General features: G+C 68.4%; 23 protein-coding genes and 1 pseudogene. 8 read left to right on the top strand and 16 right to left on the bottom strand.

Annotation, left to right across the window (positions count from 1 at the left end; all coding sequences use genetic code 11):
- Position 1 precedes the first annotated feature (1 nt).
- The 7 genes from AC2YHT_RS08325 to AC2YHT_RS08295 form a co-directional block, all read right to left on the bottom strand.
- Positions 2 to 1,633, bottom strand: a complete 1,632-nt coding sequence (locus AC2YHT_RS08325; protein WP_487289123.1) for a family 43 glycosylhydrolase — start codon at positions 1,631 to 1,633, stop codon at positions 2 to 4.
- Between the two features lie 103 nt (positions 1,634 to 1,736).
- Positions 1,737 to 2,321: a DUF3885 domain-containing protein gene (locus AC2YHT_RS08320; RefSeq protein ID WP_487289122.1), complete on the bottom strand. Its 585-nt coding sequence runs from the start codon at positions 2,319 to 2,321 to the stop codon at positions 1,737 to 1,739.
- Between the two features lie 24 nt (positions 2,322 to 2,345).
- The gene (locus AC2YHT_RS08315; protein ID WP_487289224.1) at positions 2,346 to 2,873 is read right to left on the bottom strand and encodes a nucleotidyltransferase family protein; all 528 of its coding nucleotides are present in this window, start codon (positions 2,871 to 2,873) and stop codon (positions 2,346 to 2,348) included.
- Between the two features lie 49 nt (positions 2,874 to 2,922).
- On the bottom strand, positions 2,923 to 3,402 hold the full coding sequence (locus tag AC2YHT_RS08310) for a hypothetical protein (RefSeq protein WP_487289120.1): 480 nt from the start codon (positions 3,400 to 3,402) through the stop codon (positions 2,923 to 2,925).
- Positions 3,399 to 4,187, bottom strand: a complete 789-nt coding sequence (gene thiD / locus AC2YHT_RS08305; RefSeq protein ID WP_487289222.1) for a bifunctional hydroxymethylpyrimidine kinase/phosphomethylpyrimidine kinase — start codon at positions 4,185 to 4,187, stop codon at positions 3,399 to 3,401. The genes AC2YHT_RS08310 and thiD overlap by 4 nt, the downstream gene beginning before the upstream one ends.
- Before the next feature lie 153 nt (positions 4,188 to 4,340).
- Positions 4,341 to 4,853, bottom strand: a complete 513-nt coding sequence (gene rcdA / locus AC2YHT_RS08300) for a protease adaptor protein RcdA (RefSeq protein ID WP_487289119.1) — start codon at positions 4,851 to 4,853, stop codon at positions 4,341 to 4,343.
- A 155-nt stretch (positions 4,854 to 5,008) separates the two neighbouring features.
- Positions 5,009 to 5,215, bottom strand: coding sequence for a DUF1192 domain-containing protein (locus tag AC2YHT_RS08295; RefSeq protein ID WP_487289117.1), 207 nt, complete (start codon positions 5,213 to 5,215; stop codon positions 5,009 to 5,011).
- Positions 5,216 to 5,289: 74 nt separating this feature from the next.
- On the opposite strand from AC2YHT_RS08295, the gene AC2YHT_RS08290 reads away from it, so the two are divergent.
- Positions 5,290 to 6,264 carry an NAD(P)H-quinone oxidoreductase gene (locus tag AC2YHT_RS08290; protein ID WP_487289116.1) on the top strand — a complete coding sequence of 325 codons (975 nt, stop codon included), beginning with the start codon at positions 5,290 to 5,292 and terminating at the stop codon, positions 6,262 to 6,264.
- A gap of 963 nt (positions 6,265 to 7,227) precedes the next feature.
- On the opposite strand, the gene AC2YHT_RS08285 is transcribed toward AC2YHT_RS08290, so the two are convergent.
- The gene (locus AC2YHT_RS08285) at positions 7,228 to 7,779 is read right to left on the bottom strand and encodes a hypothetical protein (RefSeq protein WP_487289115.1); all 552 of its coding nucleotides are present in this window, start codon (positions 7,777 to 7,779) and stop codon (positions 7,228 to 7,230) included.
- Between the two features lie 66 nt (positions 7,780 to 7,845).
- Here AC2YHT_RS08285 and AC2YHT_RS08280 point away from each other — a divergent pair, with 66 nt between their 5' ends.
- A complete protein-coding gene (locus tag AC2YHT_RS08280) occupies positions 7,846 to 8,346 on the top strand; it encodes a hypothetical protein (protein WP_487289114.1) in 501 nt (166 codons plus the stop codon).
- Between the two features lie 19 nt (positions 8,347 to 8,365).
- Here AC2YHT_RS08280 and AC2YHT_RS08275 read toward each other — a convergent pair whose 3' ends face one another.
- Positions 8,366 to 8,992: a hypothetical protein gene (locus tag AC2YHT_RS08275; RefSeq protein WP_487289112.1), complete on the bottom strand. Its 627-nt coding sequence runs from the start codon at positions 8,990 to 8,992 to the stop codon at positions 8,366 to 8,368.
- A gap of 190 nt (positions 8,993 to 9,182) precedes the next feature.
- On the opposite strand from AC2YHT_RS08275, the gene AC2YHT_RS08270 reads away from it, so the two are divergent.
- Positions 9,183 to 9,896, top strand: coding sequence for a DUF1013 domain-containing protein (locus AC2YHT_RS08270; protein WP_110117943.1), 714 nt, complete (start codon positions 9,183 to 9,185; stop codon positions 9,894 to 9,896).
- Positions 9,897 to 10,067: 171 nt separating this feature from the next.
- On the opposite strand, the gene AC2YHT_RS08265 is transcribed toward AC2YHT_RS08270, so the two are convergent.
- The gene (locus tag AC2YHT_RS08265; RefSeq protein ID WP_110117944.1) at positions 10,068 to 10,241 is read right to left on the bottom strand and encodes a YdcH family protein; all 174 of its coding nucleotides are present in this window, start codon (positions 10,239 to 10,241) and stop codon (positions 10,068 to 10,070) included.
- A 133-nt stretch (positions 10,242 to 10,374) separates the two neighbouring features.
- Here AC2YHT_RS08265 and AC2YHT_RS08260 point away from each other — a divergent pair, with 133 nt between their 5' ends.
- The 3 genes from AC2YHT_RS08260 (at position 10,375) to AC2YHT_RS08250 (ending at position 11,786) form a co-directional block, all read left to right on the top strand.
- Complete coding sequence (locus AC2YHT_RS08260) at positions 10,375 to 11,016, top strand: UbiX family flavin prenyltransferase (RefSeq protein WP_487289110.1); 642 nt, start codon at positions 10,375 to 10,377, stop codon at positions 11,014 to 11,016.
- A 5-nt stretch (positions 11,017 to 11,021) separates the two neighbouring features.
- Positions 11,022 to 11,471 carry a TIGR02444 family protein gene (locus AC2YHT_RS08255; protein WP_487289109.1) on the top strand — a complete coding sequence of 150 codons (450 nt, stop codon included), beginning with the start codon at positions 11,022 to 11,024 and terminating at the stop codon, positions 11,469 to 11,471.
- A gap of 93 nt (positions 11,472 to 11,564) precedes the next feature.
- The gene (locus tag AC2YHT_RS08250; RefSeq protein WP_110133432.1) at positions 11,565 to 11,786 is read left to right on the top strand and encodes a YdcH family protein; all 222 of its coding nucleotides are present in this window, start codon (positions 11,565 to 11,567) and stop codon (positions 11,784 to 11,786) included.
- 122 nt (positions 11,787 to 11,908) lie between these two features.
- On the opposite strand, the gene cdd is transcribed toward AC2YHT_RS08250, so the two are convergent.
- Together cdd and AC2YHT_RS08240 are read right to left on the bottom strand one after the other, a co-directional pair.
- Positions 11,909 to 12,340, bottom strand: a complete 432-nt coding sequence (gene cdd, locus AC2YHT_RS08245; RefSeq protein WP_487289107.1) for a cytidine deaminase — start codon at positions 12,338 to 12,340, stop codon at positions 11,909 to 11,911.
- Between the two features lie 89 nt (positions 12,341 to 12,429).
- Positions 12,430 to 12,702 carry a BolA family protein gene (locus tag AC2YHT_RS08240; protein ID WP_487289105.1) on the bottom strand — a complete coding sequence of 91 codons (273 nt, stop codon included), beginning with the start codon at positions 12,700 to 12,702 and terminating at the stop codon, positions 12,430 to 12,432.
- Between the two features lie 58 nt (positions 12,703 to 12,760).
- On the opposite strand from AC2YHT_RS08240, the gene AC2YHT_RS08235 reads away from it, so the two are divergent.
- Positions 12,761 to 13,414 (top strand): J domain-containing protein, encoded by a 654-nt coding sequence (locus AC2YHT_RS08235; protein WP_487289103.1) that lies wholly within the window; start codon positions 12,761 to 12,763, stop codon positions 13,412 to 13,414.
- Between the two features lie 7 nt (positions 13,415 to 13,421).
- Here the strand turns inward: AC2YHT_RS08235 and AC2YHT_RS08230 are convergent, their stop codons facing one another.
- From AC2YHT_RS08230 to AC2YHT_RS08220, 3 genes are all read right to left on the bottom strand, one after another.
- Complete coding sequence (locus AC2YHT_RS08230) at positions 13,422 to 14,267, bottom strand: hypothetical protein (RefSeq protein ID WP_487289101.1); 846 nt, start codon at positions 14,265 to 14,267, stop codon at positions 13,422 to 13,424.
- 61 nt (positions 14,268 to 14,328) lie between these two features.
- The gene (locus AC2YHT_RS08225) at positions 14,329 to 14,634 is read right to left on the bottom strand and encodes a hypothetical protein (RefSeq protein ID WP_110121324.1); all 306 of its coding nucleotides are present in this window, start codon (positions 14,632 to 14,634) and stop codon (positions 14,329 to 14,331) included.
- 66 nt (positions 14,635 to 14,700) lie between these two features.
- Positions 14,701 to 16,083 carry a hypothetical protein gene (locus tag AC2YHT_RS08220; protein WP_487289100.1) on the bottom strand — a complete coding sequence of 461 codons (1,383 nt, stop codon included), beginning with the start codon at positions 16,081 to 16,083 and terminating at the stop codon, positions 14,701 to 14,703.
- A 374-nt stretch (positions 16,084 to 16,457) separates the two neighbouring features.
- On the opposite strand from AC2YHT_RS08220, the gene AC2YHT_RS08215 reads away from it, so the two are divergent.
- Complete coding sequence (locus tag AC2YHT_RS08215) at positions 16,458 to 16,943, top strand: ribonuclease H family protein (protein WP_487289099.1); 486 nt, start codon at positions 16,458 to 16,460, stop codon at positions 16,941 to 16,943.
- 31 nt (positions 16,944 to 16,974) lie between these two features.
- Here the strand turns inward: AC2YHT_RS08215 and AC2YHT_RS08210 are convergent.
- A pseudogene (locus tag AC2YHT_RS08210) lies at positions 16,975 to 17,139 on the bottom strand (hypothetical protein); the annotation flags it as partial.
- Positions 17,140 to 17,233: the final 94 nt, after the last annotated feature.

The raw sequence follows: 17,233 nt of genomic DNA, 5'->3' as shown, positions 1-17,233 counted from the left end.
CCTAGCTCTCGACCGTCTTGGGCAGGCCGGCGCGGTAGACGAAGTTGCGCAGCCGCGCCTCGCCCTCCCCGGCAGCGTAGATCCCGACCTTCAGGCTGATGAAGCCGCCGAACACGTTGTGGTGCAGACCCGAAACCTCCATGCGCGTGCCGTGGCGGGTCCAGGTCGCGCCGTCATCGTAGGAATACCAGTACGTGACGACATGCTCGTCGTTGCGCACCTTCAGGCGGACGCTGCGGGTCTCGTGCTTGATCCGGGCCCAGGCCAGTTCCTCGGAGTACTGGAAGGTCTTCAGCGCCGTCGGGGTGACGCCTAGGCCGACGAAGGCCTTGTGATTGTAGAACAGCAGGATCCCCGCCTCGGCGTCGCCGATCAGGTCCAGCGAGATCTCGGCCTCGTACGAACGGTCGCCGACAATGCAAGTCAGGGGCGCGCTGTCGATCGGCGAGGTTCCCGAACCCTTCAGACGCAGGCCCCTGGCCTCGAAGGCCGTACGCTCGCCCTCGCCCGGCTTGGGATCGTGGAACGCCCACTGCAGGCCGAAGCGATCGGCCGAGAAGTCGTCCGACAGGTTGAAGCCCGACGGTCCGGCCTTGCCGCCGCGCGGCTTGCGGATCGGCTTGGAGAGGTCGCCGCCCAGGGGCTTGAACCAGCCGTCGGCGGTCCATTCGATCGGCTCCAGCAGGGTCTGGCGGCCCAGGGTGCGGAAGCCGTTCTCGTAGGCGTGATAGACCATCCACCAGTCGCCGGCCGGGCCTTCCACCAGGCTGGCGTGACCGCGCGACCACCAGGGCTCGGCCTCGCCGCGGGTGCGCACCAGCGGATTGTGCGGGCAGTGCTCCCACGGCCCGTTCACCGAACGCGAGCGGGCGGCGATGACCATGTGGCCGGTCACCGGCCCGGCCGTGCCGCCGACGGCGGTGATCAGGTAGAACCAGCCGTTGTGACGCAGCAGCTTGGGGCCTTCGGGCGCGAAATTCTCGACGATCCAGTCGTCGGGATAGCGCCAGGGGTCATAGGCCTTCTCCAACTGGCCGTCGGTGGCCAGGCCGTCGTCGGTCAGGCGGATCCTGCGCACGCCGTTGACGAACAGGTAGCGCTTGCCGTCCTCGCCGACGACGTGGCCGGGATCGATGCAGCCGCTGATCTTCAGGTCGACCGGATCGCTCCACGGTCCCTCGATGCTATCGGCCCAGATGGCGAAGATCGACCAGCCCTGCCCCGTCGGATCGGCCGGGATGTAGATGAAGTAGCGGCCGTCGTGCCTGACCAGGTCCACGGCCCAGATCGTGCCGAGCGGCTTGCGCAGCGCCGGGCCGACCGGGGTCCAGTTCACCAGGTCCGTCGACTTCCAGATCACCAGGCCCGGATAGGCCAGGAACGACGAGAACGTCATGTAGTAGACGTCGCCGTCCTTGAGGATCGTCGGGTCGGGGTGATCGCCGGCGATGATCGGGTTCAGATAGGTCCCGTCGCCCAGGTCGGCCGTGCGGCGGCCGTCGGGCCCCTTGCCCCAGGTCGGGACCTTCACCTTGGCCGCCGGCTTGGCCTCGGCGGCTTGCGCGGCCAAGACCGGCGCGGCGGCGGCGCCCGCCAGGAGGCCTTTGAACAGGGTGCGGCGCGGCAGGGCCATGGAGGTCGCTCACGAAAATGATAGCGCTATCAAATTCCGTAGAGCGGTACGCGGCGAACGTCCATCGCAGAAGATCCAAGGCGGAAGTCGCGCCCGAGCCCGCTCACATTCCAGACGCGTGAATGGACAGCCAGTCGCGATGCCTCGCCTTGAGCTCGGCGACCTGCTCGGCTTTCGCCAGGAAGAGATCGACCCCGCCGTCATAGGGCGCGAAGATCGAGCCGGTCGCCTCCGACATCCAGAGCGTCGGGCCGGCGATGTCTTCGGCGATGCTCGTGAGCAGATTGTCGAAGGCGCCGTCCGTCCAGCGGACTGGTCCCGCATGAGCACGCCACTCCGCCGGGTCTTCGTCGTCTTCGCCGGGATCCACGAAGTCGAAGGTCGGTTCGAGAGCGAACTGCCGGGTCGCGGCGAAGGGATCGTGCTGGTCGGCCCAATCGATCGTCCCGTCCGGCGTCACCCAATGCGTCTGGACCAGCCAGCACGGATCCGAGGCCAGCACCGCCGCGGCCAGGGCGTTCTGGCGACGCAGGATGACGCCGCGCTCGTCGTCGGTTTCGGCGTAGCGCTTGGATTCCGGCAGCGAATGGAAGCGGACCCAGTTCGCCGCGCCGCTCTGCCTGAGCATGTAGCCGATGGGCAAATGGCCTTCGTGAAAGCGCGACCACAGGTGCTGGAACGGGTTCATGCGGAAATCCTGGCCAAGCAGAGGTCAGCCCTCGACGGTGATCTCCGGCCAGCGGGCCTTGGCCGAGCCGGTGGTGCGGGCCCAGCCGCCCGCCCCCTTCACCCGCAGCGGATTAGGCCGCAGGCGCATGGCGAAGAGGTCGTCCAGGCCGAACGGCGCCCAGACGCGCAAGGACTCGTCCGCCTCAAGCCGCACGCCGACGCAGAAGGCGGTGGCCACGAACCGCTCCAGGGCCTCGGCGCTGGAGCGCAGGGCCGGATAGGGCTCGTCGGCGCCGAACTTCTTCTCGAACCACAGGTGCACCCGGGCCTGGTTGCGCACCTCGACCAGCTCGCGCAGCGGCGGCTCGAAGGCGGCGGCGACGCGCTGGATCACCACGTCCTCGGCCTCGTAGGAGGTGTCGCGATCGTCGTGATAGGCGACGTCGTAGTCCTTGATGCCGTAGTCCAGCGGCCGGCCGGTCAGGCTGTTGAACACCGGCTGGTAGACCGCGCCGGAGAAGATCATCCAGTCGGGCAAATCAAGGTCGCGGACGGTGCGCAGCACCTGCATCGTCGTCGGCGTGGCGCGGACGATCTCGATCAGGCGGGTTTCCAGGGTCTCAGGGGTCAAGGCCCACGCCTCCATCGTTCGTCACCAGCAGCCGGGAGGGCGGCGCGCAGAACCCCTGCGGGACGCCGTCCATCGGACGCTTGCTCTTGTAGATCTTGTAGACGCCGACCACCCGGCAGCCCTTCAGGCCGACGAAGACGCTTTCCTCGACCGCCAGAAAGCTGAACGGGATGTCGCGCTTGCCGATGTTGGGACAGACGGCGCGGACGGACTGGACGGCGTCGTGCGTGTTGTCGTCGGTGTAGAGCGTGCTCGCATCGGGCGGCGACTTGATGCCGGGCGTGAACTCGCACACCGTGTCCGAGCCCGGAAAGTGTCGCGCCAGCCGCTCACTCGGCGCGCCGGCGATCTCGACGCGGCTCACGCCGCCGTCCCGCACGCCGCCATGCGTGACGTAGACATAGGCCACGACGAGCACCGCCGCGGCGACGATCCAGAAAAGCTTCGCGCCTTTCGGGCTCGATTTCATCCCCGCACCGGCCAGGCGTGGTCGAGCGGACCGTGGCCCTTGCCCAGGCCCGGGGCGCGCAGCATGGCCTCGTGGACGTAGTTCCAGGCCCGGGCGACGGCCTGCGTCAGCGGCAGGCCCTGCGACAGGCCGGTGGCGATGGCGCTGGCCAGGGTGCAGCCGGTGCCGTGGGTGTGGCGGGTGTCGATCCGCTCGCCCTCGAAGCTGGTCTCGCCCTGGCGGGTGATCAGAAGGTCCACGACCCGTTCGCCCGCGACGTGACCGCCCTTCATCAGGACGGCGTGGGCGCCGAGTTCCAGCAGGGCCTCGCCGGCCCGGCGCTGGTCGTCGATGGTCTCGACCGGCAGACCGGTCAGGGCCGAAGCCTCCGGCGCATTGGGGGTCAGCAGCGTGGCGCGAGGGATCATCAGCGCCTTGACCGCGTCGATCGCCCGGTCGGCCAGCAGCGGGGCGCCGCCCTTGGCGATCATCACCGGATCGACGACGGCCGGCACGTGCGGGGCGCTGGCCAGCACCCGGGCCACGGTCTCGACCACGCCGACGTCGCCCAGCATGCCGGTCTTGAAGGCGTCGGCCCCGATGTCGTCGAGCACGGCGCGGGCCTGGGCTTCGATCACATCGAGCGGGATCGGATGCACCCCGGTGACGCCCAGGGTGTTCTGCACGGTGATGGCGGTGATCGCCGTGGCCGCGTAGCCGCCCAGGGCGGTGACGGTCTTGATGTCGGCCTGGACGCCCGCCCCGCCGCCGGAATCGGATCCGGCCAGGATGAGGACGCGGCCCAGGAAGGGTCCGGCGGGAATGGCGGAATCGGGGGAAGGCGCTTGGGTCACGCGCCTGTCCTACCCCGCTTTGAAGTCGGTTTGAACGGGGATCAGGCGACGCCGAAGGCGCCCAAGAAAGACGTTAGGCGACGCCGAAGGCGCCCAAGAAAGATGTCAGGCGACGCCGAAGGCGGCGGTCAGGCGGTCGAACTGGGCCTGGACGGGGCGCGGGGCCTCGTCGACGGCGGCGGCCTCGACATACATGCGGCGGTCCAGGTGGCGGACCCGCTCGTACAGGCGCTCGGAGCGCTGCAGCAGGTTCACCAGGCCAAAGGGCAGGTCCTCGATCGCCGCGGCCTGCTCGCTGGTCTCGACCGCGAGGCGGTAGTTCTCGGCGCAGGCGGCCTCGGGGGCCATCTCGCCTTCCTTGACTGCGCGCTGCACCAGCAGCCACGAGGCCACCTGCATCAGACGCGTGGTCAGGCGCATGCTTTCACTGGCGTAGGCCAGGGCGGCGTTGCGCGACAGGATCTTGCTGTCATGACGGCCGGCCCCGTCGAGATAGGCCGCGGTCTCCTCGACCAGCAGCATGCCCTCGTCGAAGGTGCGGTCGAACAGTTCGGAGCGCGCGAAGTCCTGGATGACTCCCGCCCGCCAGGGGGCCGTGGACGCGTTCGGATCGGTCATGTCTACTCAATGCCTCTAAGGCCGCGAGGACGTCTCGCTTGAGGAGGCGGACTGCAACCCCCGTGCCAAGTCTTAACGTCCCGTTTCGCGACCGCCCCGACTCACTGTGACCGACGGACGCGCCTTAAGGGTCCACGGGTAGCGTAAACCATTCGTTAGTCGAGGCGACCAAACAGCGCATCGGCCGCGGCGCGCCCGGCTTTCTTCTTGCTGAGCTGGGCTTTGGTGCGGGCGATTTCGGCTTCGAGAGCCTCGATCCGCTCTTCCAGTTCGATGACGCCGTAGGTCTCGAGATCCTCGTGCGCGGCGCTGTTCAGCGCATCGCCACGGAACGCGCGCGGCTCGACCGGCTCTTCCATCATCGGCCATCCTCCCTTTCCGATCGGCCATCAGACGCCTACCTAGGGCGCGACGCAAGCGCGACGGAGCCGCCAGCATGTCCCAGACCATGACCGCGATCGAGATCGAAGGCGGCAAGGGGGCGGCCGACGCCCTGCGCCCAGCCCAGGTGGAACGTCCCGTTCCAGGGCCCGGCGAGATCCTGATCCGGGTGCGCGCGGCGGGCGTCAATCGTCCGGACCTGTTGCAGCGCCTGGGGTTCTATCCGCCGCCGCCCGGCGCGCCGACGACGCTGGGCCTGGAGGTCGCCGGCGAGGTCGAGGTCGCCGCCGGACGCTGGAAGGTCGGCGACAAGGTCTGCGCGCTGCTGGGCGGCGGGGGGTATGCCGAATACGCCGTGGTCGACGCCCGCCAGGCCCTGCCCGTGCCCGAAGGCTTTGATTTCGTTCACGCCGCGGCCCTGCCCGAAACGGTCTTCACCGTCTTCGCCAATGTGTTCGAACACGGCGCGCTGAAGCCTGGCGAGACCATTTTGATTCATGGTGGGACGTCCGGGATCGGGACAACGGCGATCGCCATGGCCAAGGCGGCCGGCGCGATCGTCATCGCCACCGGTCGCGGGGCCGACAAGAAGGCCAAGGCGCTCGAACTCGGCGCCGACCTGGCGGTCGACGCCAAGACCGAGGACTTCGCCGAGATCGCCAAGGCCGCCGGCGGGGTCGACGTGGTGCTCGACATGGTCGGGGCCGCCTATTTCGACAAGAATCTCGACGCCCTGAAGACCGGCGGCCGCATCGTCTACATCGCCGCCCTGGCCGGCGGGGTGCTGGAGGTCCCGGTGATGAAGGTGATGCAGAAACGCGCCGTGATCACCGGCTCGACCCTGCGCCCCCGTCCCGCCGACGAAAAGGCCCGCCTGGCCGCCGAGGTCGAGCGGGTGGTTTGGCCATGGATCGCGGCCGGCAAGCTCAAACCCATTGTCGATGCGACCTTCCCCCTGGCCGACGCGGCCAAGGCCCATGCGCACCTGGAGGCGGGCGAGCATGTGGGCAAGGTGGTGTTGACCACCTGATCCTTCTCCCGGTTTTCCTTCTCCCCTTGCGGGAGAAGGTGGCGGCGAAGCCGTCGGATGAGGGGTCTCTCAAACGTTGGACGCTGCGCCCGCCTGACCGCTGCACGCGGCTTCGAGATCTGAGAGACCCCTCACCCGACCTGCTTCGCAGGCCACCCTCTCCCGCAAGGGGAGAGGGAACGGGTGGGCGATCTCACGCGCGATTGCGCTGAGCTGACGAAGGAGAGCGGAGCGCCCGGGCGACGCCCGGAGGTGCTGTGTGTTGTTACCGTTTCGACGAAGCCCGTGCGCTCCGCGCGGTCGTTCTGACTGCCGGCTTCCCGGGCAGCGGCGCTCTTAACGCCTTACCAGGACCATCCGCCGGGTTTCCCGTTTGGACGGCGACGAGGAGAGGGGGGCTCTGTAATCCTCGCCCAAGCCGACGGCGGGCGGGCCTGGCCAGCGCCAGGTCCCCGGACGCGACGGATCTTCCCAATCCGCCCCAGTCCCGCTCGATCGCATCCCGCCGCCGCATGGTCGCTGGCCGCGCGCCCCTTCGGTGCGGCGAGACCCAGTGATTATGCGGGTGGTTTGAGCGCGTCTGATCCAGAGCGCTGAGAAAGTTGTAAGGGGTTGGATTGGTTGGGGTTTGGTTCGCAGTCGCCGGGGATCCAGCTTCGTCTATCCCCGTCCGCAGACCCTCCCTCCGTAAAATCCCCGCGAAAGCGGGGACCCAGGCTTTTTCTGAAACCCCCGGCGCTCGACGATAAAACACCTGGGTCCCCGCTTTCGCGGGGATTTTACGGAGGAGAGAGCGGTCAGGCACGGAGCCCAGCCTCGCCCCCTCCACCACTTCGTGGTCCCCCTCCCCCGTTGCACGGGGGAGGAGCAAGCAACTGACAGGTCTGAGAGACCCCTCACCCGACCTCCTTCGGAGGCCACCCTCTCCCGCAAGGGGAGAGGGATCAGGCATTGCCCCCCCCGCTAGTTCGGCGGCGGAGGCGGCGCGGTGCGGGGGACGCGTTTGACCAAGCGCACCGTGTCGACCAGCTGGAGGCGCCCGCCCGGCAGCTCCTTCATCTTCAGGTCGGCGCTGTTGAGGTTGATGGTCTTGTAGTAGGCGCCTTCGCGCGGCGCGGCGATGCAGGCCCGGTCGCCATTGCAGCCGACGACGATGGTGATGCGCGGGAACATGCCGCGCTCGTCCTTGCGCACCGCGATTTCCAGGTTGCCCTCGGTGAAGTCCACGACGTCAGGGCGCAGGACGGCGAAGGTGTCGCCGCCGTAGTCCTCAATGTTGGCGCCGTCCAGCTGCACCGTCGCGTTGATCGTCCAGAACTGCGAGCGGGAGCGGTCGATGCGGTCGTTCAGGTCGACGATGAAGGGCGCGGCGACGGCGAACAGGATCAGGTAGGCGGCGAACGCGCCCCCGGCGTTGAAGGTTATGCCCGCCAGGACCCCCGTCGCCCGCACGGGCGACTTGGGAAACAGCCGGTAGATCAGAATGCTCGGCAGCAGAGGCAGCAGAAACCACATGCAAAGAGCGACAATCGAGAGTATCACGACCACGACATGCACTCCGATCGGGCTGGAGATGGAATCATGGGATGCAAAGCCAAATCCCTGATCGCACTTTGCGCCACGACCATCCTTTTGACCACCCCGGTCAATTCCATTGCGGACAGCAACACACAATCTTGCAGCGCCGAGTTTTTCAACACGTCGAACCAGTTTCTATACTATTTCGATCGCGGAAAATTCGATGACGCCTTCCGCTTCGTTCGATCCGAATATCGACCGATGCGGAACCTGCCAGAATTCAAGAAATACTTTTCCGACCGCCGCAAGAAAGTGGGCGGAAACCCGATCTATGTTGAATACAGCGAAAACGCGCTGAAGTATAAAAAATCAACCGCAGAGAGATTGAAGAACAATTTTCAACGGAAAGTCACAAAGAGCTCGCTCTATAGACTCAACGGTCGCGCCACCTGCGCCATCACCTACGAAGTCGAATACCCCACTGCTTTCGCCAGTGAATACATATACATAACCAAGACCGGCGACACGCTGAAGGTGTTGCGCTTCGACGACGGAGCCTGGTGAGGGCGCCCCGCCCTCGCCCTCAGTTCCAGGCGCCGGCCTTCAGGGCCTTTTCGAAGGTGGCGGCGTAGCCGGCGATCTGAGCGGCCTTGTCGTTGCCGTTGATGACGTAGCGCGCCAGGCCGTAGGCCTTCTGGGTGGCCGAGCCGGCGGCCTTGTCGATGTAGCGGCCCAGGCCCTTGGCCGTGAACCAGCCTTCCTCCATGCCCAGCGCCATGATCGCGGCGGCGAGGTCCGGACGCTTGGCCAGGGTCGGCTGCTGGTCGATCGGCTCGTCCAGCTCCTTGGCGGCGCGGACATAGTTGTTCTTCCAGGTCAGCTGCACGTAGCCCCGGCCGTGATAGCGCACGCCGTCGCCGGGCGCGGTGTTGCCGTTGGCCTTGGCGCGCTTGGGGTTGATGCCCTCGACGTCATAGAGCCGGCGGAAATAGGCGTCGCCGCCCTGCTCGTCGATCGGCTGCATGGTCTGGGCGGTCTCGTGATAGGCGGTGGCCAGGCCGTAGGCGGTCCAGGCCGCGCCCCAGCCGTGGGCGCCGAGCGCGGTGAGGACGGCGTTGCAGCCGGCCACCTCCGTCTGGCTCAGGGTCGGCCCCAGCATCTTGGAGCCGCGGATGGAATCGAAGAAAGCGTCACTGTCCTTCAGAGCCATGGCGCGCCTCCCGCTTTCGCCTTTTCGGCGAGGTTAGCAGAATGCACGCATCGCGATCAATGCGGCGCGTGACAGCCTTGTCGCGAGCCGCATTGATCCCCGTTCCCTTTCCGGGAGAACCGGATTATAGGTCTCGTTGAACAACCCCGCCCGGCCGAAAGGTCGGGCGCCGTCATTTCTGGAGGACCGCATGTCCGACATTCTGATGCCCAAGGCGACCGCCGTCTGGCTCGTGGACAACACCTCGCTGAGCTTCGAGCAGATCGCCGACTTCTGCGGTCTGCACCCGCTGGAAGTTCGCGGCATCGCCGACGGCGAAGTGGCGCGCGACATCCGCGGCGCCGATCCGATCGGCAACGGCCAGCTGACCCGCGAAGAGCTCGACAAGGCCCAGCGCGCCCCGCAGTACCGCATGAAGGCCCAGGTGAGCCGTCACGCCGAGCTGCTGAAGCCGCAGAAGAAGGCCCCGCGCTACACCCCGGTGTCGCGTCGCCAGGACCGTCCGGACGCCATCGCCTGGTTCATCCGCCACCACCCGGAAGTGACCGACGCCCAGATCTCGAAGATCCTCGGCACGACCAAGGCCACCATCGAGCAGGTGCGCAACCGCACCCACTGGAACGCGGCCAACATCAAGCCGGTCGATCCGGTGACCCTGGGCCTGGTCGGCCAGCTGGAACTCGACGCCCTCGTCAAGAAGGCGGCCGAGAAGAAGGCCAAGGACGACGCCAAGAAGGGCATCGTCGCCGAGGATCCGACCCTGCGTCCGGCGGCCGAAACGGCCTACATCTCCGAGGAAGAGCAGGAAGAGCGCGACATCCGCGCCGCCCGCGCCGAACCGAAGGCCGAGGACGTGTTCGGCTCGTTCAAGGGCAATGTCGACGACGAAGACGACGAGGACTGATCCCTTCTCCCCGTCCGCGAGGACGGGGAAAGCCGGACAGCAAAAAGGCCCATCCGAGCATCGGATGGGCCTTTTCCTTGCCTTGGCCTGGAGCGTGGCGCGCCGCGCTCCAGATCTTTGAGAGGCGAGCCTGCTTATCCGTTTCCGATGTCCATCGGAAACGGGCAGGCTCTAGTGGAGCCTCGCTCGAAGTCCCTCTATCTCCTCCTTGAGCCTGAGCTTCTGCCGCTTCAGCTCTCGAAGCCTGGTGGCGTCGCTACCCGGTCGACTGGTCTCCTCCTGGATCGTGCGGTCGAGGTTCTCGTGACGGGACCCCAGCTCGCGGATACGGGATTCGATGGCCATGGGCTCGGCCTCCTTTTGGGCTGTTGACGGAGGGAGTGAACACCCGCTGGTCCGGACTGTCAGATCACATATGATTGCAATCGGCGGCGCTTGACGTGGCGACGCTTCCTCCCGTGACGGACGAAAATTCACCATGACGGACGCCGCCGCCTCCCCTTTCAAGCCGCGCCTGGTGATCGGAATCTCCGGCGCGTCGGGGGCTCTGTATGGCCTGCGCGCCCTGGCCGCCTGCCGCGACCTGGGGGTCGAGAGCCACCTCGTGATGAGCAAGTCGGCGGCCCTGACCCTGGCCCAGGAGACCGGCCTTTCGGTCGCCGAGGCCGCCGAGACGGCCGACGTCGTGCACCGGATCGGCGACGTCGGGGCCTCGATCGCCTCGGGCTCCTACCGCACCCTGGGCATGATCGTCGCGCCCTGCTCGGTTCGGACGATGAGCGAGATCGCCACCGGCGTAACCTCCTCCCTGCTGACCCGCGCCGCCGACGTCACCCTGAAGGAGCGCCGGCCGCTGGTGCTGATGGTGCGCGAGAGCCCGCTGCACCTGGGCCACCTGCGCACCCTGACGCGCCTTGCCGAAATGGGCGCGGTGATCGCCCCGCCGGTGCCGGCCTTCTATGCGAAACCCGTCTCGATCGAGGAGATGGTCGACCAGTCGGTGGGCCGGGCGCTCGACCTCTTCGGCCTGACCTGGGGGCCGGTGAAGCGCTGGGGCGAGGATCTTCCGCCCATCGGCGCCCCACCCGAAACGACGGTCAACGAAACGGACGAAAATTAACGGCCATGCGGTTCTGGGACTGGGCGCTTTCCGTCTATGCGCGACAGCCTGTCGCAGTCGCCTGCCTGCACCTGCAGGACGCGCACGGCCAGAACGTGCCGTTCCTGCTGTGGGCGGCCTGGACGGCGCTGGAGGGACGGCCCGCCGACCTGGCGCGCGCCGCGGCCCTGGTCCGCGCCTGGGACGTCGAGATCGGCGCGCCCCTGCGCGGCGTGCGCCGGGCGCTGAAGCCCCAGCGTCCCGACGTCGCCGATCCGGCGCGGGAGACCTTCCGCGACCAGGTCAAGGCGGCCGAACTGGCCGGCGAGAAGCTGCTGATGGAGAGCCTGGAGGCGATCTGCGGCCCGGTGGGGGCCACGGCAGACGTCTACGGCGCCCTGCTGGCGGCGGCCCGGGCCTCCGGCGAGCCGCCGCAGGACGCGGCTTTGGCGCGGTTGGCCGATGCTTTGGCTTGAAATGGAGGCTCGGCGCGCTCCAGCCTTTACCGCCCGTCAGGCTTTGCTATCTATCACCGCCTTCGGACCAGTGCTCAGAGTGGGGGAACGTCCATGAACGATGACGATCCTTCGGAAGAAACCTCCATCGCCATCGAGCGCCGCCTGGCGATCCTGCGCGAGGAGCACCAGGACCTGTCGGACGCCGTCGCGGCCCTGGAAGAGCGCCCCCAGCCCGACATGCTGCAGATCGCCCGCCTCAAGCGCCGCAAGCTTGCCCTGAAGGACGAGATCGTCCGCCTGGAAGACCAGGTGACGCCGGACATCATCGCTTAAGCGCTGCGCGCGCCCCCTCAGTCGCTCCGCGACAGCTCCCCCAGAGGGGGAGCATCTGAGGCCGTAGATCCTCCCCCTTTGGGGGAGGTAGCCCGGAGGGCCGGAGGGGGTCTCCCCCGCCCCTACTCCAGATCCCCTGGCCCGAACGCCTCGGGCAGCAGGCTCCAGAACGGCGTGCGCTTCGTGGCCGCCCCGCCTTGCACCGAGACGATCTCGCAGGTCTTGACCGCGAACTCGCCGATGCGCTGGCGGCAGGCGCCGCAGGGCTGGACGACGGCGTCGGAGCCGGCGGCGATGTAGACGCGTTCGATGCGGCGACCGCCGGCCGTGACCATGGCCCCGATGGCCGTCTGCTCGGCGCAGGTGCCCGACGGATAGGCGGCGTTCTCGACATTGACGCCGAAATGCACCCCGCCCAGGTCGTCGACGACGGCGCTGGCGACGGTGAAGTTCGAATAGCGGGCGTAGGACCGCTCAAGATAGGCCGGCAGCGCGGCGGCGATGGCCGCTTCGTCGGAAGCCTGGATTTCAGAAAAAGATTTCGCGGCGCTCATGCCATCCCTCGGGTCCCGGCAGGATCGCGCCGGGAACCGAGGCAATCAGTCGCGGCCCGCTTATGCAAGCGCAAAGAGGCGGGCTGCGGTCAGGTTTCGCCGGGCGCCAGGGCGACGATCGACAGGGCGTGCACGGGACCCGCCATCTCCTCGGCCAGGGCCTGGAAAATCAGCCGTTGGCGGGCCACGCGGCCCTTGCCCACGAAGGCCTCGGCCTCGATCGTCAGGTTGAAGTGGCTATCGCCGCCTTCGCGGTGGCCGGCATGGCCCTGGTGGCGGGCGCTGTCGTCCACGACCTCGAGCCGGGAGGGCGAAAAAGCGGTGGTCAACTTGGCTTCGATGGCGTCTGAGACGGCGCCCATGGTGATCTCCGGCATGTCAATCCTTGAACGGAAATAGCCTGGGCTTACTCTAAGCGCCATGAGCCGTGCGTTCGAATACCGCCCCAAGTTTTTCGACATCCGCGTCCGCCCGCCCAAGCCGGGCGAGGAGGAGGGTCCGCGCGCCGACGACGTCAACCGGCTGAAGCCCGGTCAGCGTCGGTGCGAGCATGCCGACTGCCTGCGTCCGGCCGAGGCCAAGGCGCCCAAGAGCCGCGACCTGCCGGGCCAGTACTACCATTTCTGTCAGCCGCACGCGGCCGAGTACAACAAGAACTGGAACTTCTACGCCGGCATGAACGAGGGCCAGATCCGCGCCGAGCAGGAGCGTGAGAAGGTCACCGGCGGCCGGCCGACCTGGAGCATGAAGGCCGACGCCGGCTCGCGCGAGGCCGCCGCCGCCGCCGCCCGCGACGCCCGCAACATGGCCGACCCGTTCGGCCTGTTCCGCGCCCAGCAGCGCAAGGCCGAATCGGCCGCCGCCGGCCGCGCCGTCGGCAAGCTGGAGCGCCAGGCCCTGGCCGACATGGATCTCGACGTCGACGCCGACGCCGCGGCCATCCGCGCCCGCTACAAGGACCTGCTCAAGCGCTGCCACCCCGACATGAACGGCGGCGACCGCAGCGCCGAGCACAAGCTCCAGCGGGTGATCAAGGCCTACAAGACCCTGCAGAAGTCCGGGATGGCGAAGTAGCGACGACTCAGGGCGCGAGGCGGCGATAGCCCTTCTCGCTCCAGCCTTCGTAGAAGTCGCCCGGCTCGCCCTCCTCGGTCGCGATGGCGTCCAGCGGCTCGCGCTTGCCGTCCGGGAAGACCAGCGACCAGCCGCCGTCCGTCGCGCGCGCCAGGACCGCCTCGACGCGGCTGGCCTCGCCGATCGGTCCGACGAGGCAGCTCATGCGCAGGCGAGTCGCCGACAGCCAAGTCTGGGGCCGGCAGGACGCCCCCTTCGAGGCCGTGGGAACCAGGTCCGCGCCGTCAGCCCGATAGACGGTCACGCCGCCGCCGTCGTCGCTCTCGTTGCCGAACACCAGCCAAGCGCCGTCGGGCGAACCTGAAGGGGTTCCGACGTCCGCGACCCGCGGCCGACCGTCGGCGCCGATCAGCAGCGACAGGAGCTCGCCCTCACCGTGGGTGAAGGTGAGATGGGGCAGCCGCTCGCGGCCCACAGTCACGACGCCCGCCATGCGCCAGCGCGCGCACTGGTCGAAGCCGTCGCAGAAGCCGCCGTCGGCGAAGCTGGCCACGTCGCCCCGGGGGCCGCGGGGGCCGCGCACAAACAGGACATCGCCCTCGCGGCGGGCCAGATCGGGGAAACGGGCCAGGACCTTGGCCTCTTCGGGACGCCCCTGGTCGAGATTCTCGCGCAGCTGCCGGGCGTAGGCGCGATCGTCTTCGGCTTGAGACACCGTGACGTCCGGCGAGGCGGCGGCGGAGCGGGCGGCTTCGGCGCGGTCGCGGCGGATCGTCAGTCCGCCGGCGACGGCGAAGGTGGCCGCCATGACGGCGACCGTGACGATCCAGGGAAAGGCGCGCTTGAAGGCCATGGCCGAGCTTTAGGCCCGGCCGGGTAGTCGCGCGAGTCTCAAAGCGGACTCGCGCTTAAATTCAGCGAATGCGGATGCGGATCGGCACGTCGATGAACGAACCGGCGCGGCTCTTGCCGTCCGGACCCAGCAGGTCGACCTGGATCTGCGAGGCCATCTGCAGGGCGGCGTCGCCGACGCCCAGATCGTTGGGGCTCTCGGCCTGGACGCTGCAAGCGGTGAGACCGCCGTTGTTCTTGACCATGCAGGAAAGCAGGGCCACCGCTTCGCGCGGTTGCGCCACCTGGACGACACGGGCCTGCGGCTCGGCCGAGGCGGACGGAGCGGCGGCGGTCACGGCGGCGGCGAGAACGAACGAAGCGATCACTGTATCATCCCTATTATCTTGCGGAGGGCCCTGGGCTTTCCCGGGAGCCTCCGGTGTCATTTTGGGTCAGGCGGCGTTCGCCTGCTTGAGCCGTTGCAACCCCTGGGCCGCCAGGTCGGTCAGCGACCGCAGGCCCAGCTCGGCGAAGACGTCGAACGCGACCGCAAGAGCGGTGGCCGCCCGGTCCAGGCGACCGTCGTCGCGGCCGGTGATCTCGACCCGCGCTTCATAGAGACGGGCCAGGTTCATCTGGGCCACGGCCCAGCCGGCCGGATCGCGCGCGCCCGGATGGGCGGAAAGCTCGGCCTTGAAGGCCATCTCGGCGGCGTCGAGCACGGCCAGGTCCGCCGTCAGCTCGGCGCAGCGGGCTAGGCTGAGGGCGCGGTTGTTGGCGACGGCGGCGCGCAGGGACAGGGCCGGCTGCACCTTCACGATGTGGGTGGCGCGGTCGTAGCAGGTGACGGCCTGCTCGAAGCAGCGGTCCGAGGTGGTGGCCTCGCCCATCATCTGCAGGGCCTCGCCCAGGCCGGCCTGGGCGCGGGCCCAGTCCAGCGGGCTGTGGCCGGGATCGAGCGGCTCGAGCGCCTGGGTGGCGGCCTCGACGCCGTCGGCGATCAGGGAAAGCTCGCCGTCGAAATCGCCCAGGCGCGTCAGGGCCTCGGCGCGCAGCAGCTCCAGGCGCGACCAGGTCAGGGGTTCGAAATCGGGATCGAGGGCGGCGACGGCGACACGGGCCTCGGCCAGGGCGACCTCGACCAGCGAGCGGTCCTTCAGGCGGACGGCGCAGGCCAGCAGCAGGTCGATGCGGGCGGCGCGCTGGTCGGCCAGTTGCAGGCGACCGCCGCCGGCCTTGGCGCCGCGATCGCTCGCCAGCACGTCCAGCGGGGCCTCGAAGGCCTGGGCGCAGGCCAGGGCGCGGTCGATATCGTTGTCGGACAGCGCCATGCGGCCGTCGACGGCGGCCATCAGGGCCGAGGCCAGGGGCGCGTGCGGGCCGTGGGCCGACTTGGCCAGGGAAAGCGTGGCGCCGGCGGCCGCGTGCAGGCCCTCGTCGCCGAACAGCTCTGCGCCCAGCATGGCCAGCACCGCCTGCTCGCAGCGGGCGGCGGCGGTCAGCTCGGGCTTGCGCTCGGTCTCGCCCAGCCGGGCGGCGGCCTCGGCCTGGGCCGCGCCTTTACGTAAAGCAGCGGCGTCGCCGGTGCGGCGGGCCACCTCGCGCCAGACCACGGCGGCTTCCAGCAGGCGCACCGCGCGGTCCTTGCAGCCGATGCGGCCGGCGGCCACGTCGGCGGCGCGGGCCTCGTTGGTCAGCAGGCGCAGGTCCATCAGTTCCAGCAGCGCGGTGTCGCCGCCGGTCAGCCCTTCGCGATGGGCGGCGGCATGGGACACGCGGCCCTGGCCGTCGACGCCCAGCAAACGCTTCAGGTCCCGTCCAACGAATTCGAACATCGCTCGCGCACTCCGCACCCGGATCGTCCCACCTCGGCACGCCCGAGATGGATTTAACGCGATATCAGCAAAACCGGAGCCAACGCTCTTAACAAGGGGTTAACAGGTGTGAATCCGCGGTTAACCACGAATATTTAGATCACATTAACTTTGATCGCCGCGACGGCCCGGAAATCTGGGTTTTTGACCCATTCTGGCACGCTTTTTGCTTGATCCATCCACAACCAGCGGGCGGTGCGCTTGCACGAATTATAACTTCGTTCACCGAAGTGAAAATGACGTTAACCCTAATATTTAGGACCTTGTTTACACTTTGTTCAGGGTCGTTACCGCGTGGAGTGGCGAATTCCGACGCAAGGCGCTAGGAAACCGCCATGACCAGCCCCTCCGTGACCCTCTGGACCGCCGCCCTCTGCAAGCAGGATCCCGGCTATGGCGGCTGGGCGTTCGTCCGCCGGCAGGATGGCCAGTCGGGCGCGGCGGCGATCAAGGGCGCGGCCGGCGGCGAGCGTCGCACCAGCCTGGCGAAGATGAGTCTCACGGCGCTGATCGAGGCCCTGACCAGCCTGTCGGACCTGCCGGCCGATGCGGCCGTGACCCTGCGTTTCGCCGATCCCGCCCTGGCCGGCGAGCTGGTGGCCAGCGACGGCGCCTATGCGGCAGCCGAACCCGAAGCCTGGGCCGCCGCCCGCGCCCTGGTCGCCGCCCGGCCGGTGCTGAACCTGGTCCCGCTGGCGGCCAGCGCCCCGGCGAGCGGGTTCCTGTCGGCCTGGGCCGAGTTCGGGCTCGACACGTCCAAGAGCCGCGGCAGCTTCAAGGCCGCGATCCCCAAGCCGAATTTGCTGAAGTTTCCGGGTTAGCCGCCTGCGGCGGCCCCTTACGTCGCTTCGCTTATCGTCGAACCCGCGCTCCTAGCTCCTCCCCCGAGAAACGGGGGAGGTGGCGCGCTGCGGATACGCAGCGTGACGGAGGGGGCGAGGGACAGAGCTCTGCGCCCAGTCTCGCCCCCTCCACCGCTTCGCGGTCCCCCTCCCCCGTTCCACGGGGGAGGAGTTGGGGCGCAGGAGAAACCTCCCCCTTTGGGGGAGGCGATCGCGTAGCGATCGGTGGGGGGTGTTTTTGCAAGGGCGGCCAGCGCGGCTGCGGCTGA

This window comes from Caulobacter sp. SRI_008, from assembly GCF_057586355.1.
This window is presented reverse-complemented; position numbering and strand designations above follow the sequence as displayed.

What these genes read in the sequence shown, in the direction of transcription:
- AC2YHT_RS08235 (WP_487289103.1), top strand. Translation starts at nt 12,761, where the DNA reads ATGAGCCGTGCGTTCGAATACCGCCCCAAGTTTTTCGACATCCGCGTC.
- AC2YHT_RS08230 (WP_487289101.1), bottom strand. Translation starts at nt 14,267, where the DNA reads ATGGCCTTCAAGCGCGCCTTTCCCTGGATCGTCACGGTCGCCGTCATG.
- AC2YHT_RS08240 (WP_487289105.1), bottom strand. Translation starts at nt 12,702, where the DNA reads ATGGGCGCCGTCTCAGACGCCATCGAAGCCAAGTTGACCACCGCTTTT.
- AC2YHT_RS08325 (WP_487289123.1), bottom strand. Translation starts at nt 1,633, where the DNA reads ATGGCCCTGCCGCGCCGCACCCTGTTCAAAGGCCTCCTGGCGGGCGCC.
- AC2YHT_RS08290 (WP_487289116.1), top strand. Translation starts at nt 5,290, where the DNA reads ATGTCCCAGACCATGACCGCGATCGAGATCGAAGGCGGCAAGGGGGCG.
- AC2YHT_RS08215 (WP_487289099.1), top strand. Translation starts at nt 16,458, where the DNA reads ATGACCAGCCCCTCCGTGACCCTCTGGACCGCCGCCCTCTGCAAGCAG.
- AC2YHT_RS08270 (WP_110117943.1), top strand. Translation starts at nt 9,183, where the DNA reads ATGTCCGACATTCTGATGCCCAAGGCGACCGCCGTCTGGCTCGTGGAC.
- AC2YHT_RS08295 (WP_487289117.1), bottom strand. Translation starts at nt 5,215, where the DNA reads ATGATGGAAGAGCCGGTCGAGCCGCGCGCGTTCCGTGGCGATGCGCTG.
- AC2YHT_RS08315 (WP_487289224.1), bottom strand. Translation starts at nt 2,873, where the DNA reads ATGCAGGTGCTGCGCACCGTCCGCGACCTTGATTTGCCCGACTGGATG.
- AC2YHT_RS08255 (WP_487289109.1), top strand. Translation starts at nt 11,022, where the DNA reads ATGCGGTTCTGGGACTGGGCGCTTTCCGTCTATGCGCGACAGCCTGTC.
- AC2YHT_RS08265 (WP_110117944.1), bottom strand. Translation starts at nt 10,241, where the DNA reads ATGGCCATCGAATCCCGTATCCGCGAGCTGGGGTCCCGTCACGAGAAC.
- AC2YHT_RS08310 (WP_487289120.1), bottom strand. Translation starts at nt 3,402, where the DNA reads ATGAAATCGAGCCCGAAAGGCGCGAAGCTTTTCTGGATCGTCGCCGCG.
- AC2YHT_RS08280 (WP_487289114.1), top strand. Translation starts at nt 7,846, where the DNA reads ATGGGATGCAAAGCCAAATCCCTGATCGCACTTTGCGCCACGACCATC.
- AC2YHT_RS08250 (WP_110133432.1), top strand. Translation starts at nt 11,565, where the DNA reads ATGAACGATGACGATCCTTCGGAAGAAACCTCCATCGCCATCGAGCGC.
- cdd (WP_487289107.1), bottom strand. Translation starts at nt 12,340, where the DNA reads ATGAGCGCCGCGAAATCTTTTTCTGAAATCCAGGCTTCCGACGAAGCG.
- AC2YHT_RS08320 (WP_487289122.1), bottom strand. Translation starts at nt 2,321, where the DNA reads ATGAACCCGTTCCAGCACCTGTGGTCGCGCTTTCACGAAGGCCATTTG.
- AC2YHT_RS08275 (WP_487289112.1), bottom strand. Translation starts at nt 8,992, where the DNA reads ATGGCTCTGAAGGACAGTGACGCTTTCTTCGATTCCATCCGCGGCTCC.
- rcdA (WP_487289119.1), bottom strand. Translation starts at nt 4,853, where the DNA reads ATGACCGATCCGAACGCGTCCACGGCCCCCTGGCGGGCGGGAGTCATC.
- AC2YHT_RS08220 (WP_487289100.1), bottom strand. Translation starts at nt 16,083, where the DNA reads ATGTTCGAATTCGTTGGACGGGACCTGAAGCGTTTGCTGGGCGTCGAC.
- AC2YHT_RS08285 (WP_487289115.1), bottom strand. Translation starts at nt 7,779, where the DNA reads ATGTGGTTTCTGCTGCCTCTGCTGCCGAGCATTCTGATCTACCGGCTG.
- AC2YHT_RS08260 (WP_487289110.1), top strand. Translation starts at nt 10,375, where the DNA reads ATGACGGACGCCGCCGCCTCCCCTTTCAAGCCGCGCCTGGTGATCGGA.